The sequence below is a fragment of the Arthrobacter sp. Sr33 genome (assembly GCF_054511195.1).
In genome coordinates this window covers 378469-402081 of the sequence record NZ_JBTNDD010000002.1, presented here as the reverse complement: position 1 = coordinate 402081, position 23613 = coordinate 378469, and the positions used below count along the sequence as shown (strand labels likewise).

At 64.5% G+C, this 23613-nt stretch carries 20 protein-coding genes; 9 read left to right on the top strand and 11 right to left on the bottom strand.

Annotation, left to right across the window (positions count from 1 at the left end):
* Positions 1-259 precede the first annotated feature (259 nt).
* From ileS to ACX80T_RS04695, 6 genes are all read left to right on the top strand, one after another.
* Positions 260-3589 (top strand): isoleucine--tRNA ligase, encoded by a 3330-nt coding sequence (gene ileS, locus ACX80T_RS04720; protein WP_459303840.1) that lies wholly within the window; start codon positions 260-262, stop codon positions 3587-3589.
* Between the two features lie 50 nt (positions 3590-3639).
* The gene (locus tag ACX80T_RS04715; protein ID WP_019482856.1) at positions 3640-5025 is read left to right on the top strand and encodes a bifunctional folylpolyglutamate synthase/dihydrofolate synthase; all 1386 of its coding nucleotides are present in this window, start codon (positions 3640-3642) and stop codon (positions 5023-5025) included.
* Positions 5026-5036: 11 nt separating this feature from the next.
* Entirely contained in the window at positions 5037-5504 is a 468-nt protein-coding gene (locus ACX80T_RS04710; RefSeq protein WP_459303839.1) for a DUF4233 domain-containing protein, read from the top strand.
* A gap of 47 nt (positions 5505-5551) precedes the next feature.
* Positions 5552-5968, top strand: a complete 417-nt coding sequence (gene ndk / locus ACX80T_RS04705; RefSeq protein WP_019482854.1) for a nucleoside-diphosphate kinase — start codon at positions 5552-5554, stop codon at positions 5966-5968.
* Between the two features lie 73 nt (positions 5969-6041).
* A complete protein-coding gene (locus ACX80T_RS04700) occupies positions 6042-7007 on the top strand; it encodes an aldo/keto reductase (protein ID WP_459303838.1) in 966 nt (321 codons plus the stop codon).
* Positions 7008-7009: 2 nt separating this feature from the next.
* Positions 7010-7762 (top strand): EAL domain-containing protein, encoded by a 753-nt coding sequence (locus ACX80T_RS04695; RefSeq protein ID WP_459303837.1) that lies wholly within the window; start codon positions 7010-7012, stop codon positions 7760-7762.
* A gap of 256 nt (positions 7763-8018) precedes the next feature.
* Here the strand turns inward: ACX80T_RS04695 and ACX80T_RS04690 are convergent, their stop codons facing one another.
* The 5 genes from ACX80T_RS04690 to ACX80T_RS04670 all read right to left on the bottom strand — a co-directional run bounded on the left by ACX80T_RS04690 (position 8019) and on the right by ACX80T_RS04670 (position 14686).
* On the bottom strand, positions 8019-10130 hold the full coding sequence (locus ACX80T_RS04690; protein ID WP_459303836.1) for a 3-hydroxyacyl-CoA dehydrogenase NAD-binding domain-containing protein: 2112 nt from the start codon (positions 10128-10130) through the stop codon (positions 8019-8021).
* Positions 10127-11386, bottom strand: a complete 1260-nt coding sequence (locus tag ACX80T_RS04685; RefSeq protein ID WP_459303835.1) for a thiolase family protein — start codon at positions 11384-11386, stop codon at positions 10127-10129. The genes ACX80T_RS04690 and ACX80T_RS04685 overlap by 4 nt, the downstream gene beginning before the upstream one ends.
* A 114-nt stretch (positions 11387-11500) precedes the next feature.
* The gene (locus ACX80T_RS04680) at positions 11501-12808 is read right to left on the bottom strand and encodes an HRDC domain-containing protein (protein ID WP_019482849.1); all 1308 of its coding nucleotides are present in this window, start codon (positions 12806-12808) and stop codon (positions 11501-11503) included.
* A gap of 74 nt (positions 12809-12882) precedes the next feature.
* Positions 12883-13518, bottom strand: coding sequence for a DUF3000 domain-containing protein (locus ACX80T_RS04675; RefSeq protein WP_084442900.1), 636 nt, complete (start codon positions 13516-13518; stop codon positions 12883-12885).
* Positions 13519-13585: 67 nt separating this feature from the next.
* A complete protein-coding gene (locus ACX80T_RS04670) occupies positions 13586-14686 on the bottom strand; it encodes a threonine aldolase family protein (protein WP_019482847.1) in 1101 nt (366 codons plus the stop codon).
* A 250-nt stretch (positions 14687-14936) separates the two neighbouring features.
* Between ACX80T_RS04670 and ACX80T_RS04665 the strand changes: the two genes are divergently transcribed.
* Complete coding sequence (locus ACX80T_RS04665) at positions 14937-16496, top strand: LTA synthase family protein (RefSeq protein WP_459303833.1); 1560 nt, start codon at positions 14937-14939, stop codon at positions 16494-16496.
* Between the two features lie 8 nt (positions 16497-16504).
* On the opposite strand, the gene ACX80T_RS04660 is transcribed toward ACX80T_RS04665, so the two are convergent.
* The 4 genes from ACX80T_RS04660 to ACX80T_RS04645 all read right to left on the bottom strand — a co-directional run bounded on the left by ACX80T_RS04660 (position 16505) and on the right by ACX80T_RS04645 (position 19685).
* Complete coding sequence (locus tag ACX80T_RS04660; RefSeq protein ID WP_019482845.1) at positions 16505-17257, bottom strand: SDR family oxidoreductase; 753 nt, start codon at positions 17255-17257, stop codon at positions 16505-16507.
* Entirely contained in the window at positions 17254-18630 is a 1377-nt protein-coding gene (locus tag ACX80T_RS04655) for a DUF6421 family protein (RefSeq protein WP_019482844.1), read from the bottom strand. The genes ACX80T_RS04660 and ACX80T_RS04655 overlap by 4 nt, the downstream gene beginning before the upstream one ends.
* A gap of 126 nt (positions 18631-18756) precedes the next feature.
* Positions 18757-19179, bottom strand: a complete 423-nt coding sequence (msrB, locus tag ACX80T_RS04650) for a peptide-methionine (R)-S-oxide reductase MsrB (protein ID WP_459303832.1) — start codon at positions 19177-19179, stop codon at positions 18757-18759.
* Between the two features lie 14 nt (positions 19180-19193).
* Positions 19194-19685 (bottom strand): hypothetical protein, encoded by a 492-nt coding sequence (locus ACX80T_RS04645; protein WP_024477085.1) that lies wholly within the window; start codon positions 19683-19685, stop codon positions 19194-19196.
* 114 nt (positions 19686-19799) lie between these two features.
* Here ACX80T_RS04645 and ACX80T_RS04640 point away from each other — a divergent pair, with 114 nt between their 5' ends.
* Positions 19800-21053, top strand: coding sequence for an alpha/beta hydrolase family protein (locus tag ACX80T_RS04640; protein WP_459303830.1), 1254 nt, complete (start codon positions 19800-19802; stop codon positions 21051-21053).
* Here ACX80T_RS04640 and ACX80T_RS04635 read toward each other — a convergent pair.
* Positions 21050-21493, bottom strand: a complete 444-nt coding sequence (locus tag ACX80T_RS04635; protein ID WP_024477086.1) for a SufE family protein — start codon at positions 21491-21493, stop codon at positions 21050-21052. The two genes, ACX80T_RS04640 and ACX80T_RS04635, sit on opposite strands and share 4 nt — an antisense overlap.
* Complete coding sequence (locus tag ACX80T_RS04630; protein WP_459303829.1) at positions 21490-22389, bottom strand: sulfurtransferase; 900 nt, start codon at positions 22387-22389, stop codon at positions 21490-21492. Before ACX80T_RS04630 ends, ACX80T_RS04635 begins: the two co-directional genes overlap by 4 nt.
* Before the next feature lie 156 nt (positions 22390-22545).
* Between ACX80T_RS04630 and zapE the strand changes: the two genes are divergently transcribed.
* Positions 22546-23580, top strand: coding sequence for a cell division protein ZapE (gene zapE / locus ACX80T_RS04625; RefSeq protein WP_459303828.1), 1035 nt, complete (start codon positions 22546-22548; stop codon positions 23578-23580).
* Positions 23581-23613: the final 33 nt, after the last annotated feature.

The following is a 23613-nucleotide window of genomic DNA, read 5'->3' as shown; positions in this document are numbered from 1 at the left end:
GCTAGACTAGGTGCAACAGCTTTGACCCGGCCATCACCGGTGAGCTTCCGGAAGAACCCCTGTCGTACGTCCTTCGTGCTGCAGGCTAGTAGAACCGGACGGGTAAGCCCGTCATAGCGGTCACGAAGTGGCAGCCGCGAGAAGATATGTCTCGTTGGCGGCAAGTGAGGTGGTACCGCGGGTTTGGCACCCGGGTTGCAGGCTGACCCGATTGTTGGACGCGTCCTCGCAGGTAACTGAACCACACCTTGCCTACAGGATGAACAACATGCCACAGATCTACCCCAAGGCCACCAGCCATGACAGCGCGGCTGGCGCTGCCTCCTCCTCTTCGGCGTCCCCGCGGTTCCCCGAGATCGAGGAACGGATCCTCAAGTACTGGGACGCAGATGGCACGTTCCAGGCGTCGATCGACGCCCGCAGCGCAGACCTTCCCGACGGTGAGAACGGCTCAAATGAGTTTGTCTTCTACGACGGCCCCCCGTTCGCCAACGGGCTACCCCACTACGGCCACCTGCTGACCGGCTACGCCAAGGACCTGGTGGGCCGCTACCAGACCCAGCGCGGCCACCGTGTGGAGCGCCGGTTCGGCTGGGACACCCACGGACTGCCCGCCGAGCTGGAAGCGATGAAGCAGCTGGGCATGAGCGACAAGGCGCAGATCGAAGCCATGGGCATCGACAAATTCAACGACGCCTGCCGGTCCTCAGTGATGAAATACGCCGGCGAGTGGCAGGACTATGTCACCCGCCAGGCCCGCTGGGTGGACTTCGACAACGACTACAAGACGCTGAACGTCGACTACATGGAGTCGGTCATCTGGGCGTTCAAGAACCTGTACGACAAGGGCCTCACCTACAACGGTTACCGGGTGCTGCCGTACTGCTGGAACGATGAGACGCCGCTGTCCAACCACGAGCTGCGGATGGACGACGACGTCTACCAGGACCGCCAGGACCAGACCGTCACCGTGACCTTCCCCATCCTGGCCGGCAGCACCGAGCTGTCGCAGGAGCTCGCCGGGGTGCAGGCCCTCGCCTGGACCACCACGCCCTGGACCCTGCCCACCAACGCCGCTCTCGCCGTCGGGCCCGACATTGCCTATGCACTGGTTCCCGCCGGACCGACACTGGCCGACGACGACCGCCGCTTCCTCATCGCCGCTGACCTGTTGGGCAACTATGCCAAGGACCTCGGCTACGCCTCAGCGAAAGAGGCGACAGCCGCCGTCGAGCGCACCCTGCAGGGCGCCGAGCTCGCGGACCTGGCCTACGAACCGCTCTGGGACTACCTGGCCGACCCAGAACAGGGCGGTTACCGCAACGCCTTCCGGTTCCTCGTGGCCGACTACGTCACCACCACCGACGGCACCGGCATTGTGCACCAGTCACCCGCCTACGGTGAAGAGGACCAGAAAATCTGTGAGGAGGCTGGCATCCAGGTCATCCTTTCAGTCGATGAAGGTGCGCGCTTCCTCCCGATGTACGGGCAGGGGCCTCTTGCCGACATCGTCGGACTGCAGGTCTTCGAGGCGAACAAACCCATCAGCCGGGTGCTGAAGGACAGCGGACGCCTGGTCCGTCAGGCCAGCTACGTGCACAGCTACCCGCACTGCTGGCGGTGCCGCAACCCGCTGATCTACCGGGCTGTGTCGTCCTGGTTTGTGGAGGTCACCAAGATCAAGGATCGGATGGTGGACCTGAACCAGGGCATCAACTGGATCCCCGAGAACGTGAAAGACGGGCAGTTCGGCAAGTGGCTGGCCAACGCCCGGGACTGGTCGATCAGCCGGAACCGGTACTGGGGCAGCCCCATCCCGGTCTGGCAGTCCGACGATCCCGCCTACCCGCGGACCGACGTCTACGGCTCGCTCGCCGAGATCCAGGCGGACTTCGGCCGGTTGCCGCTGAACAAGGCGGGGGAGCCGGACCTCCACCGTCCCTTCATCGATGAGCTGACCCGCCCCAACCCCGACGACCCCCGCACACCAGCTGAGGGCCAGTCCACCATGCGCCGGGTCGAGGACGTACTGGACGTCTGGTTTGACTCCGGTTCCATGCCCTTCGCCCAGGTACATTACCCGATGGAGAACCAGGAATGGTTTGACTCCCACAACCCTGCTGACTTCATCGTCGAGTACATCGGCCAGACCCGCGGCTGGTTCTACATGCTGCATGTGCTCTCCACGGCGCTATTCGACCGGCCGGCGTTCCGCAACGTGATCAGCCACGGCATCGTCCTGGGCGACGACGGCCAGAAGGCATCCAAGAGCCTGGGCAACTACCCGGACGTCACCGAGGTCCTCGACCGGGACGGCGCCGACGCCATGCGCTGGTTCCTGATGTCCTCCCCGGTGCTGCGTGGCGGCAACCTGATCGTCACCGAACAGGGCATCCGCGACGGCGTCCGGCAGGTCATCCTGCCACTCTGGAATGTCTGGCACTTCTTCAGCCTCTACACCAACGCGGCAGCCGGCGGCACCGGCTACGAGGCAAAAACGGTCAGCCCCGAACGGGCCAATCGCCTCGCCGAACCAGTGGACCGCTACATCCTCGCCTACACCGGAAACCTGGTGCGGGATATGACAGCGTCGCTCGATGCCTTCAACATCAGCGACGCCTGCGAGACGCTGCGCCGCTACCTGGACACGCTGACCAACTGGTACGTCCGCCGGAGCCGGCAGCGGTTCTTCGATGAGGACGCCGACGCCTTCGATGTGCTCTACACCTGCCTCGAAGCGGTCTGCCGGGCCGCAGCGCCCCTGCTGCCCCTGGTCACCGAGGAAATCTGGCGTGGGCTCACCGGCGGGCGCTCGGTGCACCTGACCGACTGGCCGGAGGCGTCGGCATTCCCGGAGGCACCCGACCTCGTGGAACGGATGGAACGCACCCGCCAAATCTGCTCCACCGGGTCGAGCCTCCGGAAGGCAGCCAACCTGCGCGTCAGGTTGCCGCTGGCCCACCTCACCGTCGTGGCGCCGTCGGCGGGCAACCTGATTGGTCAGTACCAGGGGATCATCGCCGATGAGCTGAACATCAAGCAGGTCCGGCTCCTCGACGCCGCCGACGCATCACCCGAAGAATTCGGGATTGTGCAGAAACTGGTGGTGAACGCCCGGGCCGCCGGGCCGCGCCTGGGAAAGAATGTCCAGGCCGCCATCAAGGCCGCCAAGGCCGGCGACTGGACGGTCTCCGCAGCCGGTGCAGTGACCGCCGGCGAGCTGGCGCTCGAACCCCACGAATACACCCTGGAAACAGTGGTGGCCGACGACGGCGACAACTCCGGGAAGGCTGTCACGGTGCTGCCCGGGGGCGGCTTCCTCGTGCTCGATACCGTCGTCACCGGGGAGCTCGCCGCCGAAGGAGCGGCCCGGGACGCGATCCGGGCAATCCAGCAGGCCCGCCGCGACGCGGACCTGCACATCAGCGACCGGATCGTGACCACGCTTGGCGTCGCATCGGACCTGGTCGATGCCCTGACATCGAACGCGGCACTCATCAAAGCGGAAACGCTGACCAACGAACTGCACGTTGTCGCTGCTGCGCCAACGGACGGCGAGTTTACCGTCAAAGTAGAGAGGCACTCATGAGCCAGCAGAACCCAGAGCCAAGGGATTCAGAGCCAAGGGATTCAGAATCAATGGATTCGGAGTCAAACGGCCCGGCGCCCACAGCGTTCGACAAGTTTTCGGTGGAAAGTGTCTACGCGGAACTGCTGAGCCGGGCACCTGAGAACAAAATGGAACCGCGGATGGCCCCGATGATCAGGGCAATGGAAATCCTCGGCGAACCCAACAAGGCGTTCCCGATCATCCACCTGACCGGAACCAACGGGAAAACCTCGACCGCACGCATGGTCGAGGGCATCCTGCGGGCGCATGAGCTGCGGACCGGGCGCTACACGAGCCCGCATCTGAGCAGCGTCACCGAGCGCATCAGCATCGACGGCGAACCGGTCTCCGACGAAACCTTCGTGCGGATCTGGGACGAGATCAGGCCGTTCCTGGAAATCATCGACGGCGAACTGGAAGCGGCGGGCGACCCCCGGCTGACCTACTTCGAGAGCATCACCATTCTCGCGTTCGCGGTCTTCGCCGACGAGCCGGTCGACGTCGCGATCATCGAGGTGGGCCTCGGCGGGATCACCGACGCCACCAACGTGGGCGACGGCCAGGTTGCTGTCGTCACGCCGATCTCCCTGGACCACACGGAACTCCTCGGCGACACCGAATACGACATTGCGCTGGAAAAGTCGGGGATCATCAAGCCCGGCGGGTTCCTGATCAGTGCGGCCCAACCCCAGGAGGCCGCCCAGGTGCTCCTCGAAAAGGCCCGCGAAGTCGGCGTTGAGTTCCGCTTCGAAGGTGTTGAGTTCGGGGTTGAAACCCGGACGATCGGCGTCGGCGGCCAGGTGCTGTCCATCAACGGGATCGCCGGCCGGTACGAGGAACTGCTGCTGCCCCTGCACGGGGCGCACCAGGCGCAGAACGCCGCCGTCGCCGTCGCCGCCGTCGAGGCATTCATCGGTGGCGGGACCCGTGAACTTGATGCGGCGGTGGTCCGCGAAGGGTTGCGGACCGTGACCTCGCCGGGGCGGATCGAAGTGGTGCGGACCGCACCGAGCATCATCGTCGACGCCGCGCACAATGCCGCCGGCGCCAAGGCAGCAGCAGCGGCGGTCAAGGAAGCCTTCGACTTCAGCCGGCTGATCCTGGTGGTCGGTGTGCTCCAGGACAAGGACGCGGGGGCCATCCTGGCCGAACTGCATGAGGAACTCGGTGGCATCCTCGAGGACATCTGCCTGACCCAGTCAACCTCGCCCCGCGCCATTCCCGCGGCCGAGCTTCTGCAGGATGCGTTGGCGGCTGGTTTCGCCGAGGAAAACGTCCACATCGCCGAACGGCTCGATGACGCCCTCGAATGGGCGGTCATGAAGGCCGAAGAAAACAACGACCTCGCAGGGGGCATCCTCATCACCGGTTCCATCACGGTGGTGGGGGAAGCCCGCACCCTGCTGGGCAAGTGAGGCTGACTCTGATGGAGCAGAATCGAAAGCGTCGCATGACCAAGGCGCAACGCGAATGGCGACCCGGAATGCCCAAGAAACGGCGTTCCATCAAAGTCACCTTCGCCTCGGTGGTCCTCACCCTCGAGGCGCTGGTGGTGCTGTTCGCGACCCTCACCGCATTCGGCTTGTTGCGCGACACCATCTCACCGGTGCTGATCCTCTCGGTGGGGATCGCATTGGCCATCGCGTTGGTCGGGGCATGCGCGTTCCTCACCAAGCCCTACGGCATTGCCATCGGCTGGATTCTCCAGCTGGTGATCATCGCGACCGGGTTCATCGAACCCACCATGTTCCTGATTGGGGTGCTGTTCGCCCTGACCTGGCTGTACGGGATTCGTACCGGCATCCGCCTCGACGCCGAGAACGTCGAGCGGGACCGCCAGCAGGCTGAGTGGGAGCGGGCCAACCCGGAGGACGGGTCAGAGCCCGCAGGATAAGTTTAGTAGAGTTCCACTGGCCATACCCAACACTTTGGAGGACTTCTGTGAGCGCTGAACGCACTCTTGTACTGATCAAGCCCGACGGCGTGTCCCGCGCACTGTCCGGGACCATCCTGTCCCGGGTGGAAGCCAAGGGATACACCCTGGTGGACCTCAAGCTGGTCTCGGCCAGCCGCGAGATGCTCGAAGAGCATTACAACGAGCATGTTGGGAAGCCCTTCTTCGAACCACTCGTCGAGTTCATGCTCAGCGGGCCCATCGTGGCTGCGATTTTCGAGGGCGAGCGGGTGATCGAGGGATTCCGGTCCCTTGCCGGCGCCACCGAGCCGACGGCAGCCGCACCCGGCACCATCCGCGGCGATCTCGGCCGCGACTGGGGGCTGAAGGTACAGCAGAACCTCGTCCACGGCTCGGACTCGGCGGAGTCGGCACAGCGCGAAATCGGTATCTGGTTCGCCTGACCCCTCGTCGATGCCTGGTGTTACCCGGGGCGCCGAAAGATGCCTCGGGTAACCGGTGTTGTAGCGTAGAGCCATGACTGAATATCGCAGGCTCGGCAACTCCGGATTGAACGTTTCAGTGGTGGGACTCGGGTGTAACAATCTGGGTCGCCCCGGAACGCCAACCGAAACCCAGCGCGGCACCAACGCGGTGATCGGCGCAGCTGTCGACGCGGGAATCAACTTCTTCGACGTGGCGGACTCCTATGGAAAGACGCCTGGCCTGAGCGAGGAAATGCTCGGCAAAGCCTTGGTCAAAAATCGCGATGACGTGCTGGTCGCCACCAAGTTTGGGCTGGACCTCAAGGGTGCCAACGGCCCGGACTGGGGTGCCAGGGGGTCGCGGCGCTACATCATGAAGGCGGTCGAGGCATCACTGCGGCGTCTGGGCACGGACTTTATTGATCTCTACCAGTTCCATGCACCGGACCCGCTGACCCCCATCGAGGAGACCCTTTCGGCCCTCGACGCACTGGTCAAGAGCGGCAAGGTCAGGTACATCGGCCATTCAAACCGGGCAGGCTGGCAGCTCGCCGAAGCCGAGTTTGTTGCACAGCTCGGCGGGTACACGCCCTTCATCTCCGCGCAAAACCACTGGAACCTGCTGGAGCGCAGCATCGAGGCCGAGGTGGTTCCGGCAGCCGAAGCCTATGGGATTGGCGTGCTGCCGTTCTTCCCGCTGGCGAACGGTCTGCTGACCGGCAAATACAGTGCCTCGAAGGTTCCGGCCGGTAGCCGGCTGACCCACTCCCGGACGAACCTGCTCGAAGGGGCTGACTGGAACCAGTTGGCCGACTTCGGAGCGTTCGCCCGGGCCCGCGACCTGACCGAACTGCAGGTGGCCTTCTCCTGGCTCGCCGCGCAGCCGTCCGTCGCGTCAGTGATCGCCGGAGCCACCAAACCGGAGCAGATTCAACAGAATGCCGAGGCGGTGTGCTGGGTCCCGTCCGAAACTGAACTTCAGGAACTGGACCGGATTTTCCCGAGGTCGACTCCCTGACCATGGCCTGCGGCAGTTGCACTACAGCGGCGGAGCTCGACTTCGACTTCAGCATGGCCTTCCAGCCGATCTACGACGCCGTTGCCGGTCGCGTCTGGGGCTATGAGGCGTTGGTCAGGGGAACCTCGGGGGAGGGCGCCTACGAGATCCTGTCCAAGGTGTCACCCGAGCAGAAGTATCGCTTTGACCAGGACTGCCGTGTCAAAGCCATTGAGCTGGCATCGCGGTTGTTCCCTGCGGGTGAGGATCTGAAACTTTCGATCAACTTCATGCCGAACGCGGTCTACGAACCGGCTGCATGCCTTCGCGCGACGCTGCGGGCCGCCGCCCGCTTCAGCTTCCCGACGTCGGCGATCATGTTCGAGTTCACCGAGAACGAGGAGGTCTCCGACACCGGCCACCTCACGAACATCATCATCGAATACCGCAAACATGGGTTCACCACCGCCATCGACGACTTCGGTGCCGGACACGCGGGACTGGGTCTTCTGGTCGATTTCCAACCCGACCTGATCAAGATCGACATGTTGCTGATCCGCGGCATCGATACCAGCCCGGCGCGGCAGACAGTTGTGTCCAGCATCGTGGGCATGTGTAGGGAGTTCGGTATCACGGTCCTCGCGGAAGGCATTGAGACGGAGGCGGAGTTTGCGACCCTGAAGGCAGCCGGTATCGGCCTGTTCCAGGGATACTGGTTCGCGAAGCCCGCCTTCGAGGAGCTCCCGCAGCTACAGTTCGGGGCGGCTGTCCTCTAGCAGCGGTCAGGTTTCAGGCTGGGTCGTGAGGAACCTGGACGCCGGTGGTCAACATTCCCGGCATCGATGCCAGATTGACCCCACCTGACCGGGTTGCTCACCAAACCGCGGGAGGTCAGCCGGGTCACCTATCTTGAGTCAGTTGAGCCAGTTAGGCCAGTTGTGCCACTTGAGCCAGACGCAGAACGGCGCCCGCACCAAGGCCGGTGCGGGCGCCGTCAGTGTCGTTGGGTGACGACGAGCGGCGGGGAAGTGCCTAGTGGAAGGTCTTCCCATTGACCCGCTCGGACGCGCCCACCCGATCCAGGTACGGTGTGATGCCGCCCTGGTGGAACGGCCAGCCAGCGCCCAGGATGACGCACAGGTCAATGTCCTCAGGTGCGGCAACAACTCCCTCATCGAGCATCCGGCCAATCTCGTCGGCGAGGGCATCCTGGGTTCGGCGGAGCACCTCCGCGCTGTCCGACGGCGAATCGCCCCGGGTCATCAGGGCCAGGGTCGACTCGGGCACGGTCTCGGCGTCGTCGTCGCCCTTCACCCACAGACCCTTGATTCCGGCGTCAATGAGTTTCTGCTGGTTGGCAGAAACATGGAAACGGTCACCAAACGCGGTGTTCAGCGACTCCTGCACGTGCTGGCCGACCGGCAGGCCCACGAGCGCGAGCAGCCGGAACGGCGTCATCGGGTGGCCCATGGGGCGCAGCGCATTGTCAGCTGTCGCCGCGTCTGTACCCTCATCGAAGACCGCAGTGATCTCGCCAAACATCCGGCCGAGGATGCGGTTGACCACAAACGCCGGAGCATCCTGCACCAGCACCGCCGACTTTTTCAGCTCCTTGGCCAGCGCAAAAGCTGTCGCCAGCACGGCGTCATCCGTGTGCGGTGCTTTGACGATTTCCAGCAATGGCATGGCAGCGACCGGGTTGAAGAAGTGGAAACCCACCACACGTTCCGGGTGGGCGAGGTCAGCTGCCATCTCGGTGACCGACAGTGACGAGGTATTGGTCGCGAGAATACACTCGGCAGAGACCACCGCTTCAACCTCGGCGAACACTGTCTTCTTGACCGCCATCTCTTCGAAGACCGCTTCGATCACAAAATCGGCGTCAGCGAACGCCTCCTTCGAGACCGAACCCGAGACCAGGGCCTTGGTCCGGTTCGCCGCATCGGGGGACAGCCGCTTCTTCGACAGCAGCTTGTCCACTTCTGCGTGGACATAGGCCACACCCTTGTCGACGCGCTGCTGGTCGATGTCGGTGAGGACTACCGGCACCTTCAGCTGACGGGCGAACAGCAGGGCGAGTTGCCCGGCCATCAGACCAGCACCGACGACGCCGACCTTGGTCACCTTCCGAGCCAGCTTGCGGTCGGGCGCGCCTGCCGGACGTTTGGCGCGCTTCTGCACCAGATCCAGGAACGCGTAGACGGTCGCATGGAACTCGGGAGTCTGCATGAGGTAGGTCAGGGCCTCGCACTCGGCGGCGGCCGACTCTTCGCGGGTCAGGGTCTTCCCAGCCTCAAAGAGGTCCAGCACCTTCCCCGGCGCCGGTGCGGCGTTCGAGGTCCTGGCGGCCACGAAGGCCCGCCCGGCGGCGGCCGCCGCGTCCCAGTCGGCATCGGTGTAGGCGGCGTGTTTGGCCCGGCTTGCTGCAACTGCCGAGGGGTCCTTCAGGACGCCCGCAGCCCAGGCGAGGGACTGCTCAAGGAAATCGGCAGGCTCAAGCAGGACATCGGCAATGCCTAGCCCATAGGCCGCACGCCCGTCGAGCATCCGGTTGTTGCTGAGGGGGTTCTCGATCATGACCTTCATCGCCGCAGCAGGACCAATCAGGCGTGGCAGCCGGTAGACCCCGCCCCACCCCGGAACCAGGCCAATAAATGCCTCCGGCAGGCCAATGCCGTTGGCTCCGGTGGAGATGGTGCGGTAATCGGCCGCAAGGGCAACCTCCAGGCCGCCGCCGAGCGCCACGCCGTTGATGAAGGCGAAGCTGGGCACGCCGAGACTGCCCAGCAGGTTGTAGGCTTCGTGTCCGAGCTCGGCCATCAGGGCGCCGTACTGTGCGGCCTTGAGTGACTTGACCGTCGACAGGTCAGCGCCCGCCACCAGGAAATAGGGCTTGCCGGTGATCCCGACGGCGGCCAGCTCACCGGCGGCGGCCCGGAGTTTCAGGCCCTCAAGTACCCGACCCAGTTCGATCAGGGTGTTCGGGCCGAGGGTGGTCGGCTTGGTGTGGTCCAACCCGTTGTCCAGGGTGATCAACGCGAGGGTTCCCGCGCCCTGGGGGAGGGCAATGTCCTGCACGTAGGAGTGGGTGATTACCTCGTCCGGAACCAGGGCTGCGAGTTCTTCATAACGGTCAAAGCTCATGCTGCGTCCTCTGCTGTGTTCGACGAGTAGTCAGGGTGGTGGGGGTTCTCCCAGATCACTGTGGCGCCCATGCCGAGGCCAATGCACATGGTGGTCATGCCGTACCGCACCGCTGGGTCTTCCTCGAACTGCCGGGCAAGTTGCAGCATCAGCCGCACTCCGGAGGACGCCAGGGGGTGCCCGACGGCGATGGCGCCGCCATAGCGGTTCACGCGGGGGTCGTCGTCGGCAATGCCGAAGTGATCGAGGAACGAAAGCACCTGCACGGCAAATGCCTCGTTGATTTCAAACAGGCCGATGTCGTCAATGGACAGGCCCGCCTGCCGCAGTGCCTTCTCGGTCGCCGGAACCGGTCCAATGCCCATCACCTCAGGCTCAACGCCGGCGAAGGCGTACGCCACCAGGCGCATCTTCGCGGGCAGGCCCAGCTCGGCGGCGGCATCCGAGGATGCGAGCAACGCGGCGGTGGCGCCGTCGTTCAACCCGGCGGCGTTTCCTGCAGTGACCCGACCGTGCGCACGGAACGGGGTGCGAAGCGCAGCCAGGTCCTCGGTGGTGGTTTCGGGGCGGGGTGGCTCGTCGACAGAATTGAGCGTCCAGCCTGCCCCTTCCTTTCGGGAAGCGACGGACACCAGATCGGGCTGGATCTGGCCGCTGGCATAGGCGGCGGCCAGCTTCTTCTGGCTGCCTACTGCGTACGCGTCGGTTCGTTCCTTGGTGATGGCGGGGAAGCGATCATGCAGGTTTTCTGCCGTGTTTCCCATGTTCAGCGCCGCGGGGTCAACCAGCCGTTCGGACATGAACCGCGGGTTGGGGTCGGTGTCCGCGCCCATTGGGTGGTTGCCCATGTGCTCCACGCCCCCGGCGATCACCACGTCGTACGCACCGAAAGCGATGCCCGAGGCGGTCGTCGTCACGGCTGTCATCGCACCGGCGCACATCCGGTCAATCGCGAAGCCGGGAACGGACCGGGGGAGTCCCGCCAGCAGGGCAGCGGTGCGACCGATGGTCAGGCCCTGGTCACCGGTTTGGGTGGTGGCGGCGATGGCGACGTCGTCGATTCGCTCAAGGGGCAGGGTTGGGTTGCGGCGCATCAGGTCGCGAATGCACTTCACCACCAGATCATCGGCACGGACGCCCGCGTAGATGCCCTTCTCACCGGCTTTGCCGAATGGTGTCCTGACACCGTCGACGAATACGACATCCTTGATCCGGCGGCCTGAGCCGGACTGCGCTGGCACTGTAGTGGTGCTCACCTATTGCTCCTCATTGAGTCTTTATTCGATCCGAGATAGTGATTCGACCCTATGTTACTTGTGAGTAACTTAGCCTGCAAGGATTGCCCGGCGGAAGTGTCGAACAGTGAGGGGCTACCGGGTTGAGTCTGCGGTCCTCGGTGCTTTCTCGGGCAGCGGATCGGGGTCCAGAAACGCGACCGTGAGCACCGCAGCTATTTTTTCGATCTGCCACGGACGCGCGCCAAGCTCGGCCAGCGCGGCGCTGATCGACTCGAGCGTGATCTCGGCTGGCGGACGCCAGGCCACCCGGCGCAGGTAGTCGGGAGTCAGCAGGTTCTCGATGGGTAGATTTGAGGATTCCGCTATTGCTGCCAGCCGGGGACGCGCAGTCGCCAGGCGCGCAGCGGCCTCGGGATCCTTGTCCGCCCAGACCCGCGGCGGTGGGGGCGCGTTGGTGGGCACCTGGAGATCCGGGAGATCATCCGATGACCGTCCGTCGCTGATGCAACGCAACCACCTGGGCGCCTCCCGTGACGCCGCTCGGCCATGGAAGCCGCTGGTGCCCAGAAGCTGCGGGACTGTTGTCGGCATGGCCTTGGCTGCGGCCAGGATTGCCGAATCAGGGATCAGGCGGCCCGGGGCAATGTCCCGGTTTCTGGCGAGGTCCTCGCGTTCCAGCCAGAGCTGGCGAACCACTGCCAGTTGGCGCCGGTCGCGGATCTGGTGCAGGCCCGACGTCCTGCGCCACGGATCGACGCGCGGCTCGGCGGGTGGGGTGTTACGGATGTGCTCGAATTCCTGCTCGGCAAGGTCGAGTTTGCCGTCGCGGGTCAACAGGGCAATAAGTTCGCCGCGAAGCTCGGTCAGCACCTCAACGTCGAGGGCGGCGTAGCGAAGCCACGGTTCGGGCAGCGGGCGGCGCGACCAGTCAGCGGCTGAGTGCTCCTTGGCAAGGGTGTATCCGAGGAGACTCTCGATGACCGCCGCCAGCCCCACGCGGGGCATCCCCGCGAGGCGGGCAGCGAGTTCGGTGTCGAAGAGCCGGTCGGGCCACATCCCAAGTTCCGACAGGCAGGGCAGATCCTGGGATGCCGCGTGCAGGATCCATTCGACTCCCTCAAGTGCCTCATCAATGATGCGGAGGTCGGTGAATGGCTCGGGGTCGATCAGCCAGGTGCCGGCTCCTTCGCGCCGGATCTGCACGAGGAAAGCGCGTTGCCCGTACCGGAATCCGGATGCGCGCTCCGCGTCGACGCCGGCCGGGCCGGTGCCCTGAGCCAGCGTCCGGGCTGCACGTTCCAGACCCGCCTGGGTGTTGATGACCAGGGGGACGCCGTCTTTGGGTTCGTTGAGGAGGGGGAGCGGTTCGATGACGTCCTCAACCGGTGCGTCATCACCTGGAGTGCGATCGTCAGGGTGCTGCGAAATCTGGGAGGTCATGATGATCCAGTCTAGCCGCGCGGTTCGGAGTGGTGAGCCAGCACGACGGCGGGGTGCGGCTGGGTCACGGCGGGCTAGTTTCGGCGACGGTTCGGCAGGGAGGTGACGCCGTCGGGCAGCGGTGGTAGACCGGCGAAGGTGCACACCATATCCGCCCAGGCCTCCAGATGGTTCCGCACCATCGACGAGTCAGGGGTCCAGGACGCACGTAGTTCAATATCGATACTGTCGGGTCGGTCGGTCAGCGTGCCGTAGCTTTCGGAGAGGATCCGGGTGGCTGTTCCCCCTGCGGAGCCGTAGTCGGCGCCGTGGTTCTGGAGGGCTTCCACCAGCCACGTCCAGGCGACTGATCCCAGCAGGGAGTCGTTGCCCATCTCGGGTTCGAGTTGCGCCCTGATGTAGGTGACAATCCGGAAAGTGCCATCCCACAGGTCGGACCCATTGGGGTCATGCAGGAGGATGAAGCGTCCGGTGGCTAATTCTTCCGGCTCACTGCCAGCGGAAGCGGCCATTGCCGGGCCGTGCACCGGCATCCGGTGCGGGCCAGCCTGGAATACTTCAGCGCCGAGGGCCACAGCAAAGGGTGCCAGCCGCGAGGGCGCCGGAATTTCGTCCAGTCGAATCTCGCCGCGGCACTTCGCCTGGCGGAGTTCGGTCAGGGCTGACTGGAACTCGCGGGGCAGGGGGGTCAGATCGCCAATTGCGCTCACTCAGGAAGGCTATGGCACACCGACCCCCGTGCCGGGCAGGCTCGCCGGTGCGGCCGGCGAGATTGTTCTAGGCCCGGGGAGCCCCGATCTGGTGTGGGCTGGCGGCCGTTTCCCGGCGGATCGCTTCGGCGAAGGCGTCGACGTCGTCGGCTGTGGTGTCGAAGGAGCACATCCAGCGCACTTCCCCGGTGGCGGTGTCCCAGTCATAGAACTTGAACTGCTCACGGACCCGGTCCGCGGCGTCCCGGGGGAGGACGGCGAAGACTGCGTTCGCGGTGGTCTGCTGGGTGAGCTGCACCCCGGGAATCTCCTGGACCAGCGCGGTCAGGCGTGCCGCCATGGCGTTGGAATGGGCTGCCGAACGAAGCCACAGCCCATCCTCAAGGAGGGCGATGAGCTGCGCCGAGATGAAGCGCATTTTGGACGCGAGCTGCATGTTCATTTTGCGCAGGTAGGTGAGGCCGGTGGCCGCGTCAGGGTTCAGCACCACGACGCACTCACCAAAGATCAGGCCGTTCTTGGTACCGCCGAAGGAGAGGATGTCGACTCCCGCGTCCCTCGTGAAGGCGCGCAGCGGCAGGTTGAGGGCCGCTGCGGCGTTGGCGATCCGTGCGCCGTCCAGGTGCAGATGCATGCCGCGGGCGTGCACGTGGTCCGCGATCGCCCTGATCTCTTCAACCGTGTAGAGCGTCCCCAACTCGGTGGTTTGCGTGATGGAGACGGCCAGCGGCTGGGCCCGGTGCTCGTCGCCCCAGCCCCAGGCTTCCAGATCGATGAGTTCCGGGGTGAGTTTGCCGTCCGGGGTGGGAACGGTGAGGAGTTTGATTCCGGCAATGCGTTCGGGCGCCCCGTTCTCGTCCTTGTTGATGTGGGCCGTTTCAGCGCAGATCACGGCGCCCCACCGTGGCAGCAGGGACTGCAGGCTCAGGACGTTTGCTCCGGTCCCGTTGAAGACCGGGAACGCTTCGGTGCCGGCGCCGAAGTGCTCCTGCATCAGTTCCTGCAGGCGGTGCGTGTAGACGTCCTCGCCGTAGGCCGTTTGATGGCCGCCGTTTGCGGCAGCCAAGGCCGCGAGGATTTCCGGATGTACTCCCGAGTAATTGTCGGACGCGAAGCCGCGAACGTCGGGGTCGTGCAGGGAGGCAGGGGGCGCAATTGTTTCAGTCACCTATCAATTATCACCTAGGCGGTGGGTCATCCTCAGCGTTTCAGCCTGACTGTTCCCCTGACTTTTCCCCTGACGCCTCTCCCGACGCCGGAACGGGCCCGAGGTTGCGCTGGGGTGAACGATTCACCACCGCCAGCTGAACGCCTGTTGAACGGGGCATGAAACGGTATTACGCTTTTATGGGCCCGGGAATGGGTTGGTGACACGGATGGTCATCGGACATCCAGGCATCCGAAAGGCAGGGGGTGCCATGTTTGGTCGTATTGTTCAGGTGACCCGCCGGGCCGGCGTCGTGGTCGGACACCTTGTGGTCCACCTTCTGATCGGAGTGGGGCTCGCCCTCCTCATGGCTGCCGTCATCATCCGCCTCTTCTGGGGCGAGATTTCGGTCAACCAGATGTTCCTGAACATTGTCGCCGTGGAAGCCGATGGTGGTGGCGGGTCCATCGTCTGGATCAGCATCCTAGGCATTGCTGTGGTGCCCCTGCTGGTTACGGTGGGGATCGCGCTCTGGCTGTTTTTCCGGCGCCGTAAGCGCCGCCGTGATGGCGACCTTCGGCGGCCGCCTCGCGTGCAGTGGATCATGCGCGCCGTTTCTGCCGCCCTGGTGGCCGCAGTCGTCATCGGCGGGACCACCGCTTTTGCCGCCACGGTAGGCGTTCGGGACTACCTTGAGGCGGCCAACTCCGGGTACGACGTCGGCGACTTCTATGTGGAACCGACCATCACCGACGACACGGACAAACGCAACCTGGTACTGATCTATCTCGAGTCCGGGGAGGCCACGCTCGAGGACGACCAGCTCTTCGGGAAGGATGTCTTCGCTCCGCTCAAGGCGGCCACGAAGGCGTCGGATGGCTGGCAAAGCGTCGAGAACCTGAAGCAGTACGAGGGGGGCGGCTGGACCATGTCCGGGATCACCGCGACGCAGTGCGGGATCCCGCTGAAGGGTATCGGCTCCACCTCGGGCGGCGGCGCCTACAACGCGCTCGGCGGTAACGTCCAGACGTACCTCGAAGGGGTGACTTGCCTGGGCGATGTGCTCGCTGAGTACGGCTATACGAACGTATTCCTTGGCGGCGCCAATGCCTCGTTTGCGGCGAAAGACGTCTTCCTGGGCGGGCACGGCTACTCCGAGGTGAAGGACCTGCCGGACTGGCGTGCCGCGGGTGAGCCGGAGAAGGCCTTCCGCAGTGACTGGGGTCTGAGCGATGAACGCCTGTTGGCCCACGCGAAAGACGAGGTCGACGAACTGCACGCCGAGGCGGAGAGGACTGGTCAGCCATTTAACCTCTCGATGCTGACCCTGGATTCGCATGAGCCGGTGCACATTTATGACTACTGCACCGTGGGTACGCAGAGCGAGGTAACCGCCGCGTTTTCCTGCTCCATGACGCAGGTGGCCGGATTCGTGGACCACATGAGGCAGCAGGGTTATCTCGAGGACACTGCCGTAGTGATTATGGGTGACCACCTGAAGCAAATAGGTGGCGGCCATGCGTTCCAGGCGGAATTGACGGACCACAATAACCGCACCATCTTCAACCGGATCTGGGTGCCGGGCGAGGACGGTAACAGTGACCTGCGCCCCCGCGTGGACCAGCTGAGCATGTACCCGACGATCCTGGAAGCTGCCGGCCTGACGCTGGCGGGTCAGGAGGCAGGATTGGGTGTTTCAGCGTTCGCCTCGCGTGTCCCGGCCGGTTCAGCGCAGGCGCTGCAGCCCAGTTACTACGCGGACCTGGTGAGCTCACTTTCCCCGCAGTTTTACGCGAAGGCCTGGGGCGGCGAGGACGCCGCCGCGCAGTAGCGTTTGCCCTAACTGGGCAGGATGATGCGTTGTCCGTTTACCGATTGCGCCTCGGCGGCGTAAAGACCAACCACCGCTGCGGCCAGATCATCGACATGGGTGTACCCGGGGAATCTGCGTTCCGGATGCGCGGCCCGCAGTGCGTCGTCGACGAGGGCTTTCACCACGAGGATGGTGGCAGCTGATGTCTGACCGGCGCCCGGGGTGGTGCTGTCGCCGGCGGCGTCCTGATCGCGCCGGAATCCGTCGGCCACCGCTCGGGTCCAGGCTTCCGCGGCTGACTTGAGAGCCGCATAGGAGGCGGCTGCCGCCGTCGGGCTGTCCACGGCTGTGGAGGACACGATGGCCACCCGCCCCCTGGAGGATGCGAGGAGTGGGGGGTAGAAGGCACGAGTGGTGTTCCGCAAGGTGGTGAGCACGCTGGTGTGGAGCAGCTCGTAGTCCTCATCCGTCTGCCCGGTGATTCCGTTGCCGCCGCGCCAGCCGCCCACCAGATGAATCAGGCCGTCCAGTGACTCATAGTCCGCAGTGAGCGCATGGCATAACGCAGTGACAGCCTGGGCATCGGCCAGGTCGCAGACCCGGCGGTCGACGTCGTCGAGCTGGCCCAGCGCCTGCTCAAGCCGGCCGGCGTGGGATCCGACAGCTACCACCGCGGCACCCTGCTGGCGGAGCAGGGTGGCGCACGCGATCCCCGAAGCGCCGGCGGCGCCGGCCACCACCACCGTCAGTCCGTCGAGTGCTGGCAACGCGTTGCTCATTCAGCGGCCCCGGTGATACCGGCGGTGGACTCGATGACCGGTTTCATTTTGCGGTCCAATGCCTCAAAGAACATCGACAGCGGGAATTCGTCGTCGAGGACGGCATCGGTCAATCCACGAGGTGGTCCGGTCAGTTCGAGGGCGTCCGGGCCCTTGGCCCAGACCGACGCCGGGTGGGGTGTCACGGTTTCGGTGACCAGCTGGTAGGCGGCAAGCCAGTGGGCGGTCTTCGGCCGGTCAATGGAGCGCCAGTAGAGCTGCTCAATTTTCTCGCCGAGGGCGATGACGACGTCGGGAACCTCCGCCCAGTCGATGCTCAGGCGGCTGTCGGTCCAGTGGAGCACGTGGTGCTGGTGCATCCACGCGAACAGGAGTTGACCGCCCAGACCGTCGTAGTTGCGGACCCTGCTGCCGGTGATGGAAAAGCGGAAGATCCGGTCGAAGATGACTGCGTACTGCACCAGTCGTGCATGACGGCGGGTCTCGTCGGGAGCCGATTCGTCGAGGGCGATCTTCACTGATTCGCGGAACGCCGTCAGGTCGCACCGGAGTTCCTCCAGGGAGTACAGGAAGTAAGGCATGCGTTGCTTGATCATGAACGGGTCAAACGGGAGGTCACCGCGCATGTGGGTGCGGTCATGGATGAGGTCCCACATGACGAAGGTCTGCTCGGCCAGCTGTTGGTCTCCCACGAGCTCGCTGGCTTCGGCAGGCAGTTCCAGCTTGGTGATCTCCGCCGCGGCGGTGACCACCCGGCGGAAGCGTGCCGCTTCGCGGTCGGCGAAAATGGCGCCCCAGGTGAACTGCGGTGTGGTGCTGACGGCGACGGTCTCCGGGAAGAGGACTGCCGAGTTGGTGTCGTATCCGGCGGTGAAGTCGAGGAAGCGGATGGGGACGAAGAGCTTGTTGGAGTAGTCACCGGCTTCGAGCTCGGCAATGAACTCGGGCCAGAGCACTTCAATGAGCACCGCTTCGACCAGCCGGTTGGTGCTGCCGTTCTGCGTGTACATGGGGAACACCACCAGGTGCCTGAGGCCGTCGACCCGATGCTCCTGCGGTTGGAACTGCAGCAACGAGCTCAGGAAATCGGGCACTCCGAAGTCCGAGGACTGCCAGGTCTGGAAGTCCTCCACGAGGGCCGTGAGGTAGCCGGCGTCGTGGGGGAAAGACGGAGCCAGGGTCCTGATCGCCTCGACAATAGCGTCGACCAGTTCGGACGCCAACGCATGGTTCGAGGTTTCCGGGACGGATCCGTCCTTGACCTGGAGCGGTTGAAGGGCCGAAGCGGCGGCTTTGAGCTGATGCCAGGCGGGTGAACGCTCAGGGGCTCCGGCAGGTGAGGCGAGGCTGGTGTCAATGGTCGTCGAAGTCATGAAAGCGAGCGTAGCAACTGAAAAGGTTTACTTACTCAAAAAACCCTTGAGCATAAGCAACTCTTATTTGTGACTGGGTTGCACTGGTGGGGAGGCCCAGACATGCTGGACCTCCCCGCGGTTCTGCTAGGACTGTTCGAGCAGCTTCATGGACACCGAGTTGATGCAGAAGCGCTGGTCGGTGGGGGTGCCATAACCCTCACCCTCAAACAGGTGGCCGAGGTGCGAGTCGCAGTTGGCACACCGGACCTCGGTGCGCTGCATCCCCATGGAATTATCGTGCAGGTAGCGGACCGTGTTCTCGGCGAGGGGCGCCCAGAAGGATGGCCAACCGCAATGTGAATCAAATTTTTCGTTGCTGGTAAAGAGTTCGTGCCCGCAGGCGCGGCACTGGTAAACACCCTTGGTGTTGGTGTCGTAGTACTCGCCGGTATAAGGCCGCTCAGTACCAGCCTGACGAAGGACCCGGTACTCCTCACTGGTTAGCTCGGAGCGCCATTCCTCGTCGGTCTTCTGGACAGGGACATCGCTGGGTTCTGTTGTGCTCATGATTCCTTCAACGCCTAAGAACCGCCGATAAATCCCGAACCGGAATAGAGGTGCAGCACAGGCACACCCAGTCGGTCCTGGGCCTGATTCGCCCAGTCTGTGTGGAGGGTATCGGCGACGGCGTGCGGTCGGGTGATGACAACCGCTTGCTGTGCGCCATGCTGGCTGACGGCGTCGACCATTGCCTCGACAGCGTTGCCGGTGGCAATAATCCCGTGGGCGGTAAGGCCGTGGGCCTCGGCCACCCGCAACGACGCTTCGAGAGCCGCCTCGGCGCTCCCACGTGATTTCTGGGCCGATGGCTGCCCCTGGGACAATTCGCGGAACGCGTCGGCGAACTCCAGCAAGCTCAGGTGATGGAAGAACTCGGCCATCACATTCTTGTGCCGGTCATCGGGGATCAACACCAGCAGTGTGGCCTGTTCCTCACCCACCAGGGTCAACAGGTTCTTCGCGTCGCCGTCGTTGAGGCTTTCTTCGGTTAGTACCACTATCGTCTCGGACATGAGCCAAGACTAGTGCTCCAACGCGTGGCGCCCTAGTGCACGGAGACAGCAGCTCTCACGACACCCCGCTCCCGTGTGCCGCCGATCCTCCGGTCCACAGGCAAGAATGGGGGTATGCGTAAACTTTCCGCCACGGTGCCGGAGCAGTCCACCACCGCCCCCTGGGTCAAATGGACCATGCTCGGGGTGGGGATTGGTGGTGCCGTCGGCTCAACAATTGCGGCCGGCACCTCCGGTCTCGCTGCGCATTTCGCGCGTCAGGTAGTGACCCCAGCCCGGGTCAGGGACGAAAACCTCGACATCCTGGCGGTGATCGGCACCGGGGGTAGCCAGCAGGTCATTCTCCCCGCGAATGACGACACCACCGTCGAAGGGACCTACAGTCTCTACTTCGACGGTGGAGCAGGACATGCCCGGATTGGGGCGATCCTGTCCTACGTTCCCCGTGAAGGGACTGTGCAACGCGAGGTGGAGGCGGTGTACTCCGGGCATCTGGCCAGCGCGACGCGGGGCTGGTGGAGCGGCGCGGTCTTCCCGTCGCCGTCGGCGGTTGGCTTCGCTGATGAAGAGGTGGACATCCCGGTTGACGGGGGAGTAGCTCCGGCCTGGCTGATCCGCGCCGAGGAAGCCTCGAAGGATTGGGCGGTCATGGTCCACGGCAGGGGAGTGCAGCGGACCGAAGGACTGCGGGCGGTGCGTCTGGCCAGGTCATTGGGCATGACCAGTTTGTTGACCTCTTACCGGAACGACGGCGAAGCCCCGCACGCAGCCGATGGCAGGTACGGACTCGGGATGACCGAGTGGCGTGACGTTGAGGCGGCAATCGACTACGCGGTGGCACACGGCGCCGAGGGCGTGGTGCTTTTTGGGTGGTCGATGGGTGGCGCCATCTGCCTGCAGACCGCCGACCTCTCGGGTCATCGTCAGCGGATCAAGGCACTGGTACTTGACGGTCCGGTGGTCAACTGGATTGAGGTGCTGGCGTATCACGCCCAGCTCAACCGCATCCCCGCACCGATTGGCCGGCTTGGCCAGTGGCTGCTGACCAACCGGGCCGGCCGGAAAGCCACGGGCCTCGCGGCACCGCTCGACCTGAAGAGCCTCGACTGGGTGTCACGGGCCGAGCAGCTGACCATTCCCACACTCATCATCCACAGCGAGGACGATGAGTTCGTGCCGGTGGGTGCTTCGGCTGAACTTGCGGAACGCAACCCTGCGTTTGTCACCTTCGAGCGGTTCCACCGGGCCCGCCATACCAAGGAATGGAATGTGGACCCGATGAAATGGGAGCAGACGGTGGCCAATTGGCTTGCCCCCGTACTCCACGGCCGCGCCCGCCCGGGCGTCCGGAACGGGCAAGTCGGTTAGCTGGTTTGCCCGGCCCTGACGGTGCGTTTGATCCGCCCCAGCATGGCCGTCATCCCGCGCATCCGCAGCGGCGTGATGGCCCGGGTGAGTCCCAGCCGGTCCGGAACGTCGTCCGGCACGGCGAGGATGTCGGCCGAGGAGAGCCCATCGAGACCTTCCAGCAACACCCCGGCGAACCCGCGGGTTGTCGGAGCCTCAGGCGGGGCCGAGAAGTACAGGCGCACGATCTGCTCCGGGCTGTCGTCGATGTCGACGCTGAGGAACAGGGGAGTCTGGCATTCGACCACCTGTTCCAGCAGTTCCGGATGCTCCTGAAGGTGCTGGGGGAGCTCGGGGAGTCCCTGGGAGAATTCGAGCAGCAGCTGCAACCGGTCAGGTTCGTCGAGGGCCTGAAAGTCCTCGACAATCTCACTCAATTTGGTGGGAAGTTCAGTGGTCATGACGCCGGAACCTCGCCGCGCTCTTCACCCTTGACGATCGGGACGCGCACAGCGTTGCCCCACTCGGTCCACGAACCGTCGTAGTTGCGGACCTTGGTGAAGCCCAGCAGGTGGAACAGGACAAACCAGGTGTGGCTCGACCGTTCACCGATACGGCAGTAGGCGACGACGTCGTCGTCGTCCTTCAGGCCCACCTCATCCCGGTAGATTGCATCGAGTTCGGCCCGGCTTCTGAAGGTGCCATCCTCGGCGGCGGCGCGAGCCCACGGGACGGAAGCCGCGGTTGGGATATGACCGCCGCGAAGCGCGCCCTCCTCCGGGTACGCAGGCATGTGGGTCCGTGCGCCGGTGTACTCGTCCACTGAGCGGACATCGATCAGCGGTTTGCCCAGGTGACCGAGGACGTCGCTCAGATAGGCGCGGATCGGCGCGTCGTTGCGTTCCACCACCGGATAGTCGGCGGTCTGGGCCGCCGGCACCTCGGTGGTGGTGGGCCGGCCCTCGGCGAGCCACTTGTCGCGGCCGCCATCCAGCAGCCGGACATCCTCGTGCCCGAACAGGCTGAAAACCCAGAGCGCGTAGGCTGCCCACCAGTTGCTCTTGTCGCCGTAGATGACGACTGTCGAATCCCTGGTGATTCCCTTGGCCGACATCAGCCGGGCGAAAGCGGCGCCGTCGACATAGTCGCGGGTCACCTCATCGTTCAGATCCGTGTGCCAGTCGACCTTGACCGCACCGGGGATATGGCCCGTGGAATACAGCAGAACATCTTCATCAGACTCCACCACCACGACCGACGGGTTGTCGAGGTTCTGGGCGAGCCAGTCCGCGGAGACGAGCCGTTCCGGGTGGGCATAGTGAGCGAACTTCTCATGGGGGTCTGCTGCGACTGACATCCGTTGGCCTTTCTCGTGACGTTCTTGTGGTCTCTACTAGCCTAACCACGCGTTCCCCCATTTATTTCCGATGCGTTCACCGCATGCCATAAATGGCGGGCCGTGGGGTCGTCGCAGGGCGCGGCGGCCAGCGAAAGTGCCGTATTCTTGCCTACCGTGGCAACAATCGAGCAGCTCTCCCAGCGGACCCCCAAAGTTTCGGTCGACGAACTCCTGACCGGGTTCTATCCGTCCCCTCGATTCGGTGAGGTGTCCTTCGACAGTTACCGTCCGGACCCCGGGCAGCCGTCGCAGGCCGCGGCCGTCAAGGCGTTGTCCGAGTTCGCCGACATGGTGAATCAGCCGGAGCCGACAGGGTTGCGGAAGCTCTTCGGCGCGAAGAAGCCAGCGGCGCGGGCCGGAATCTACCTCGACGGCGGTTTTGGTGTCGGAAAGACCCACCTCCTCGCTTCCCTCTGGCATGCAACAGCCGGTAAAAAGGCCTTCGGCACGTTCGTCGAGTACACCAACCTGGTGGGTGCGCTGTCCTTCCGCCGGGCCGTCGACGCGCTGAGCGGTTACGCCCTGGTCTGCATTGACGAGTTTGAGCTCGACGATCCAGGCGACACGGTCCTGATGTCCCGCCTGATGCGTGAATTGGCGGATGCCGGGGTCAAGCTCGCGGCCACGTCCAACACCCTTCCCGGTTCGTTGGGGGATGGGCGTTTTGCGGCAGTGGATTTCCAGCGGGAGATCCAGGTCCTCGCCGACCAGTTCGACGTGCTCCGGATTGATGGCGAGGATTACCGTCACCGGGGCCTTCCCGAGGCACCCGTCCCCTTCAGCGAATCCGGCCTTCACGACCGGGTACGTGAGCTCAGGGCCGGCCCGGACGGCATCCTCGCCGAGGATACGTTCAGCGATCTGGTGAAGCACCTGTCCGGAGTGCACCCAAGCCGGTACCGCCAGCTGATCGACGGCGTCGATTTCATTGCCTGGCACAATGTGACAACTATTTCGGAGCAGGCGGTAGCGCTCCGCTTCGTGGTCCTCGCGGACAGGATTTATGACAAGGACATTCCGGTGCTGGCTAGCGGCGTAGCCTTCGACCAGCTCTTCACCGAGGAAATGATGACCGGCGGCTACATGAAGAAGTATCACCGTGCGGTGTCACGCCTGACAGCCCTGGCACGCCAGGGCAGTGAAGCCTAGCCAGACCCCTGGCACGCAAAAAGTGCCGGTGCT

Bases quoted from the DNA above. Each gene is read 5' to 3' on its own strand.
- ACX80T_RS04700 (WP_459303838.1), top strand. From the start codon at position 6,042: ATGACTGAATATCGCAGGCTCGGCAACTCCGGATTGAACGTTTCAGTG.
- ACX80T_RS04695 (WP_459303837.1), top strand. From the start codon at position 7,010: ATGGCCTGCGGCAGTTGCACTACAGCGGCGGAGCTCGACTTCGACTTC.
- ACX80T_RS04660 (WP_019482845.1), bottom strand. From the start codon at position 17,257: ATGAGCAACGCGTTGCCAGCACTCGACGGACTGACGGTGGTGGTGGCC.
- ACX80T_RS04680 (WP_019482849.1), bottom strand. From the start codon at position 12,808: ATGACCTCCCAGATTTCGCAGCACCCTGACGATCGCACTCCAGGTGAT.
- msrB (WP_459303832.1), bottom strand. From the start codon at position 19,179: ATGAGCACAACAGAACCCAGCGATGTCCCTGTCCAGAAGACCGACGAG.
- ACX80T_RS04655 (WP_019482844.1), bottom strand. From the start codon at position 18,630: ATGACTTCGACGACCATTGACACCAGCCTCGCCTCACCTGCCGGAGCC.
- ACX80T_RS04690 (WP_459303836.1), bottom strand. From the start codon at position 10,130: ATGAGCTTTGACCGTTATGAAGAACTCGCAGCCCTGGTTCCGGACGAG.
- ACX80T_RS04640 (WP_459303830.1), top strand. From the start codon at position 19,800: ATGCGTAAACTTTCCGCCACGGTGCCGGAGCAGTCCACCACCGCCCCC.
- ACX80T_RS04665 (WP_459303833.1), top strand. From the start codon at position 14,937: ATGTTTGGTCGTATTGTTCAGGTGACCCGCCGGGCCGGCGTCGTGGTC.
- ACX80T_RS04715 (WP_019482856.1), top strand. From the start codon at position 3,640: ATGGATTCGGAGTCAAACGGCCCGGCGCCCACAGCGTTCGACAAGTTT.
- ACX80T_RS04635 (WP_024477086.1), bottom strand. From the start codon at position 21,493: ATGACCACTGAACTTCCCACCAAATTGAGTGAGATTGTCGAGGACTTT.
- ACX80T_RS04630 (WP_459303829.1), bottom strand. From the start codon at position 22,389: ATGTCAGTCGCAGCAGACCCCCATGAGAAGTTCGCTCACTATGCCCAC.
- ACX80T_RS04645 (WP_024477085.1), bottom strand. From the start codon at position 19,685: ATGTCCGAGACGATAGTGGTACTAACCGAAGAAAGCCTCAACGACGGC.
- ileS (WP_459303840.1), top strand. From the start codon at position 260: ATGAACAACATGCCACAGATCTACCCCAAGGCCACCAGCCATGACAGC.
- ACX80T_RS04710 (WP_459303839.1), top strand. From the start codon at position 5,037: ATGGAGCAGAATCGAAAGCGTCGCATGACCAAGGCGCAACGCGAATGG.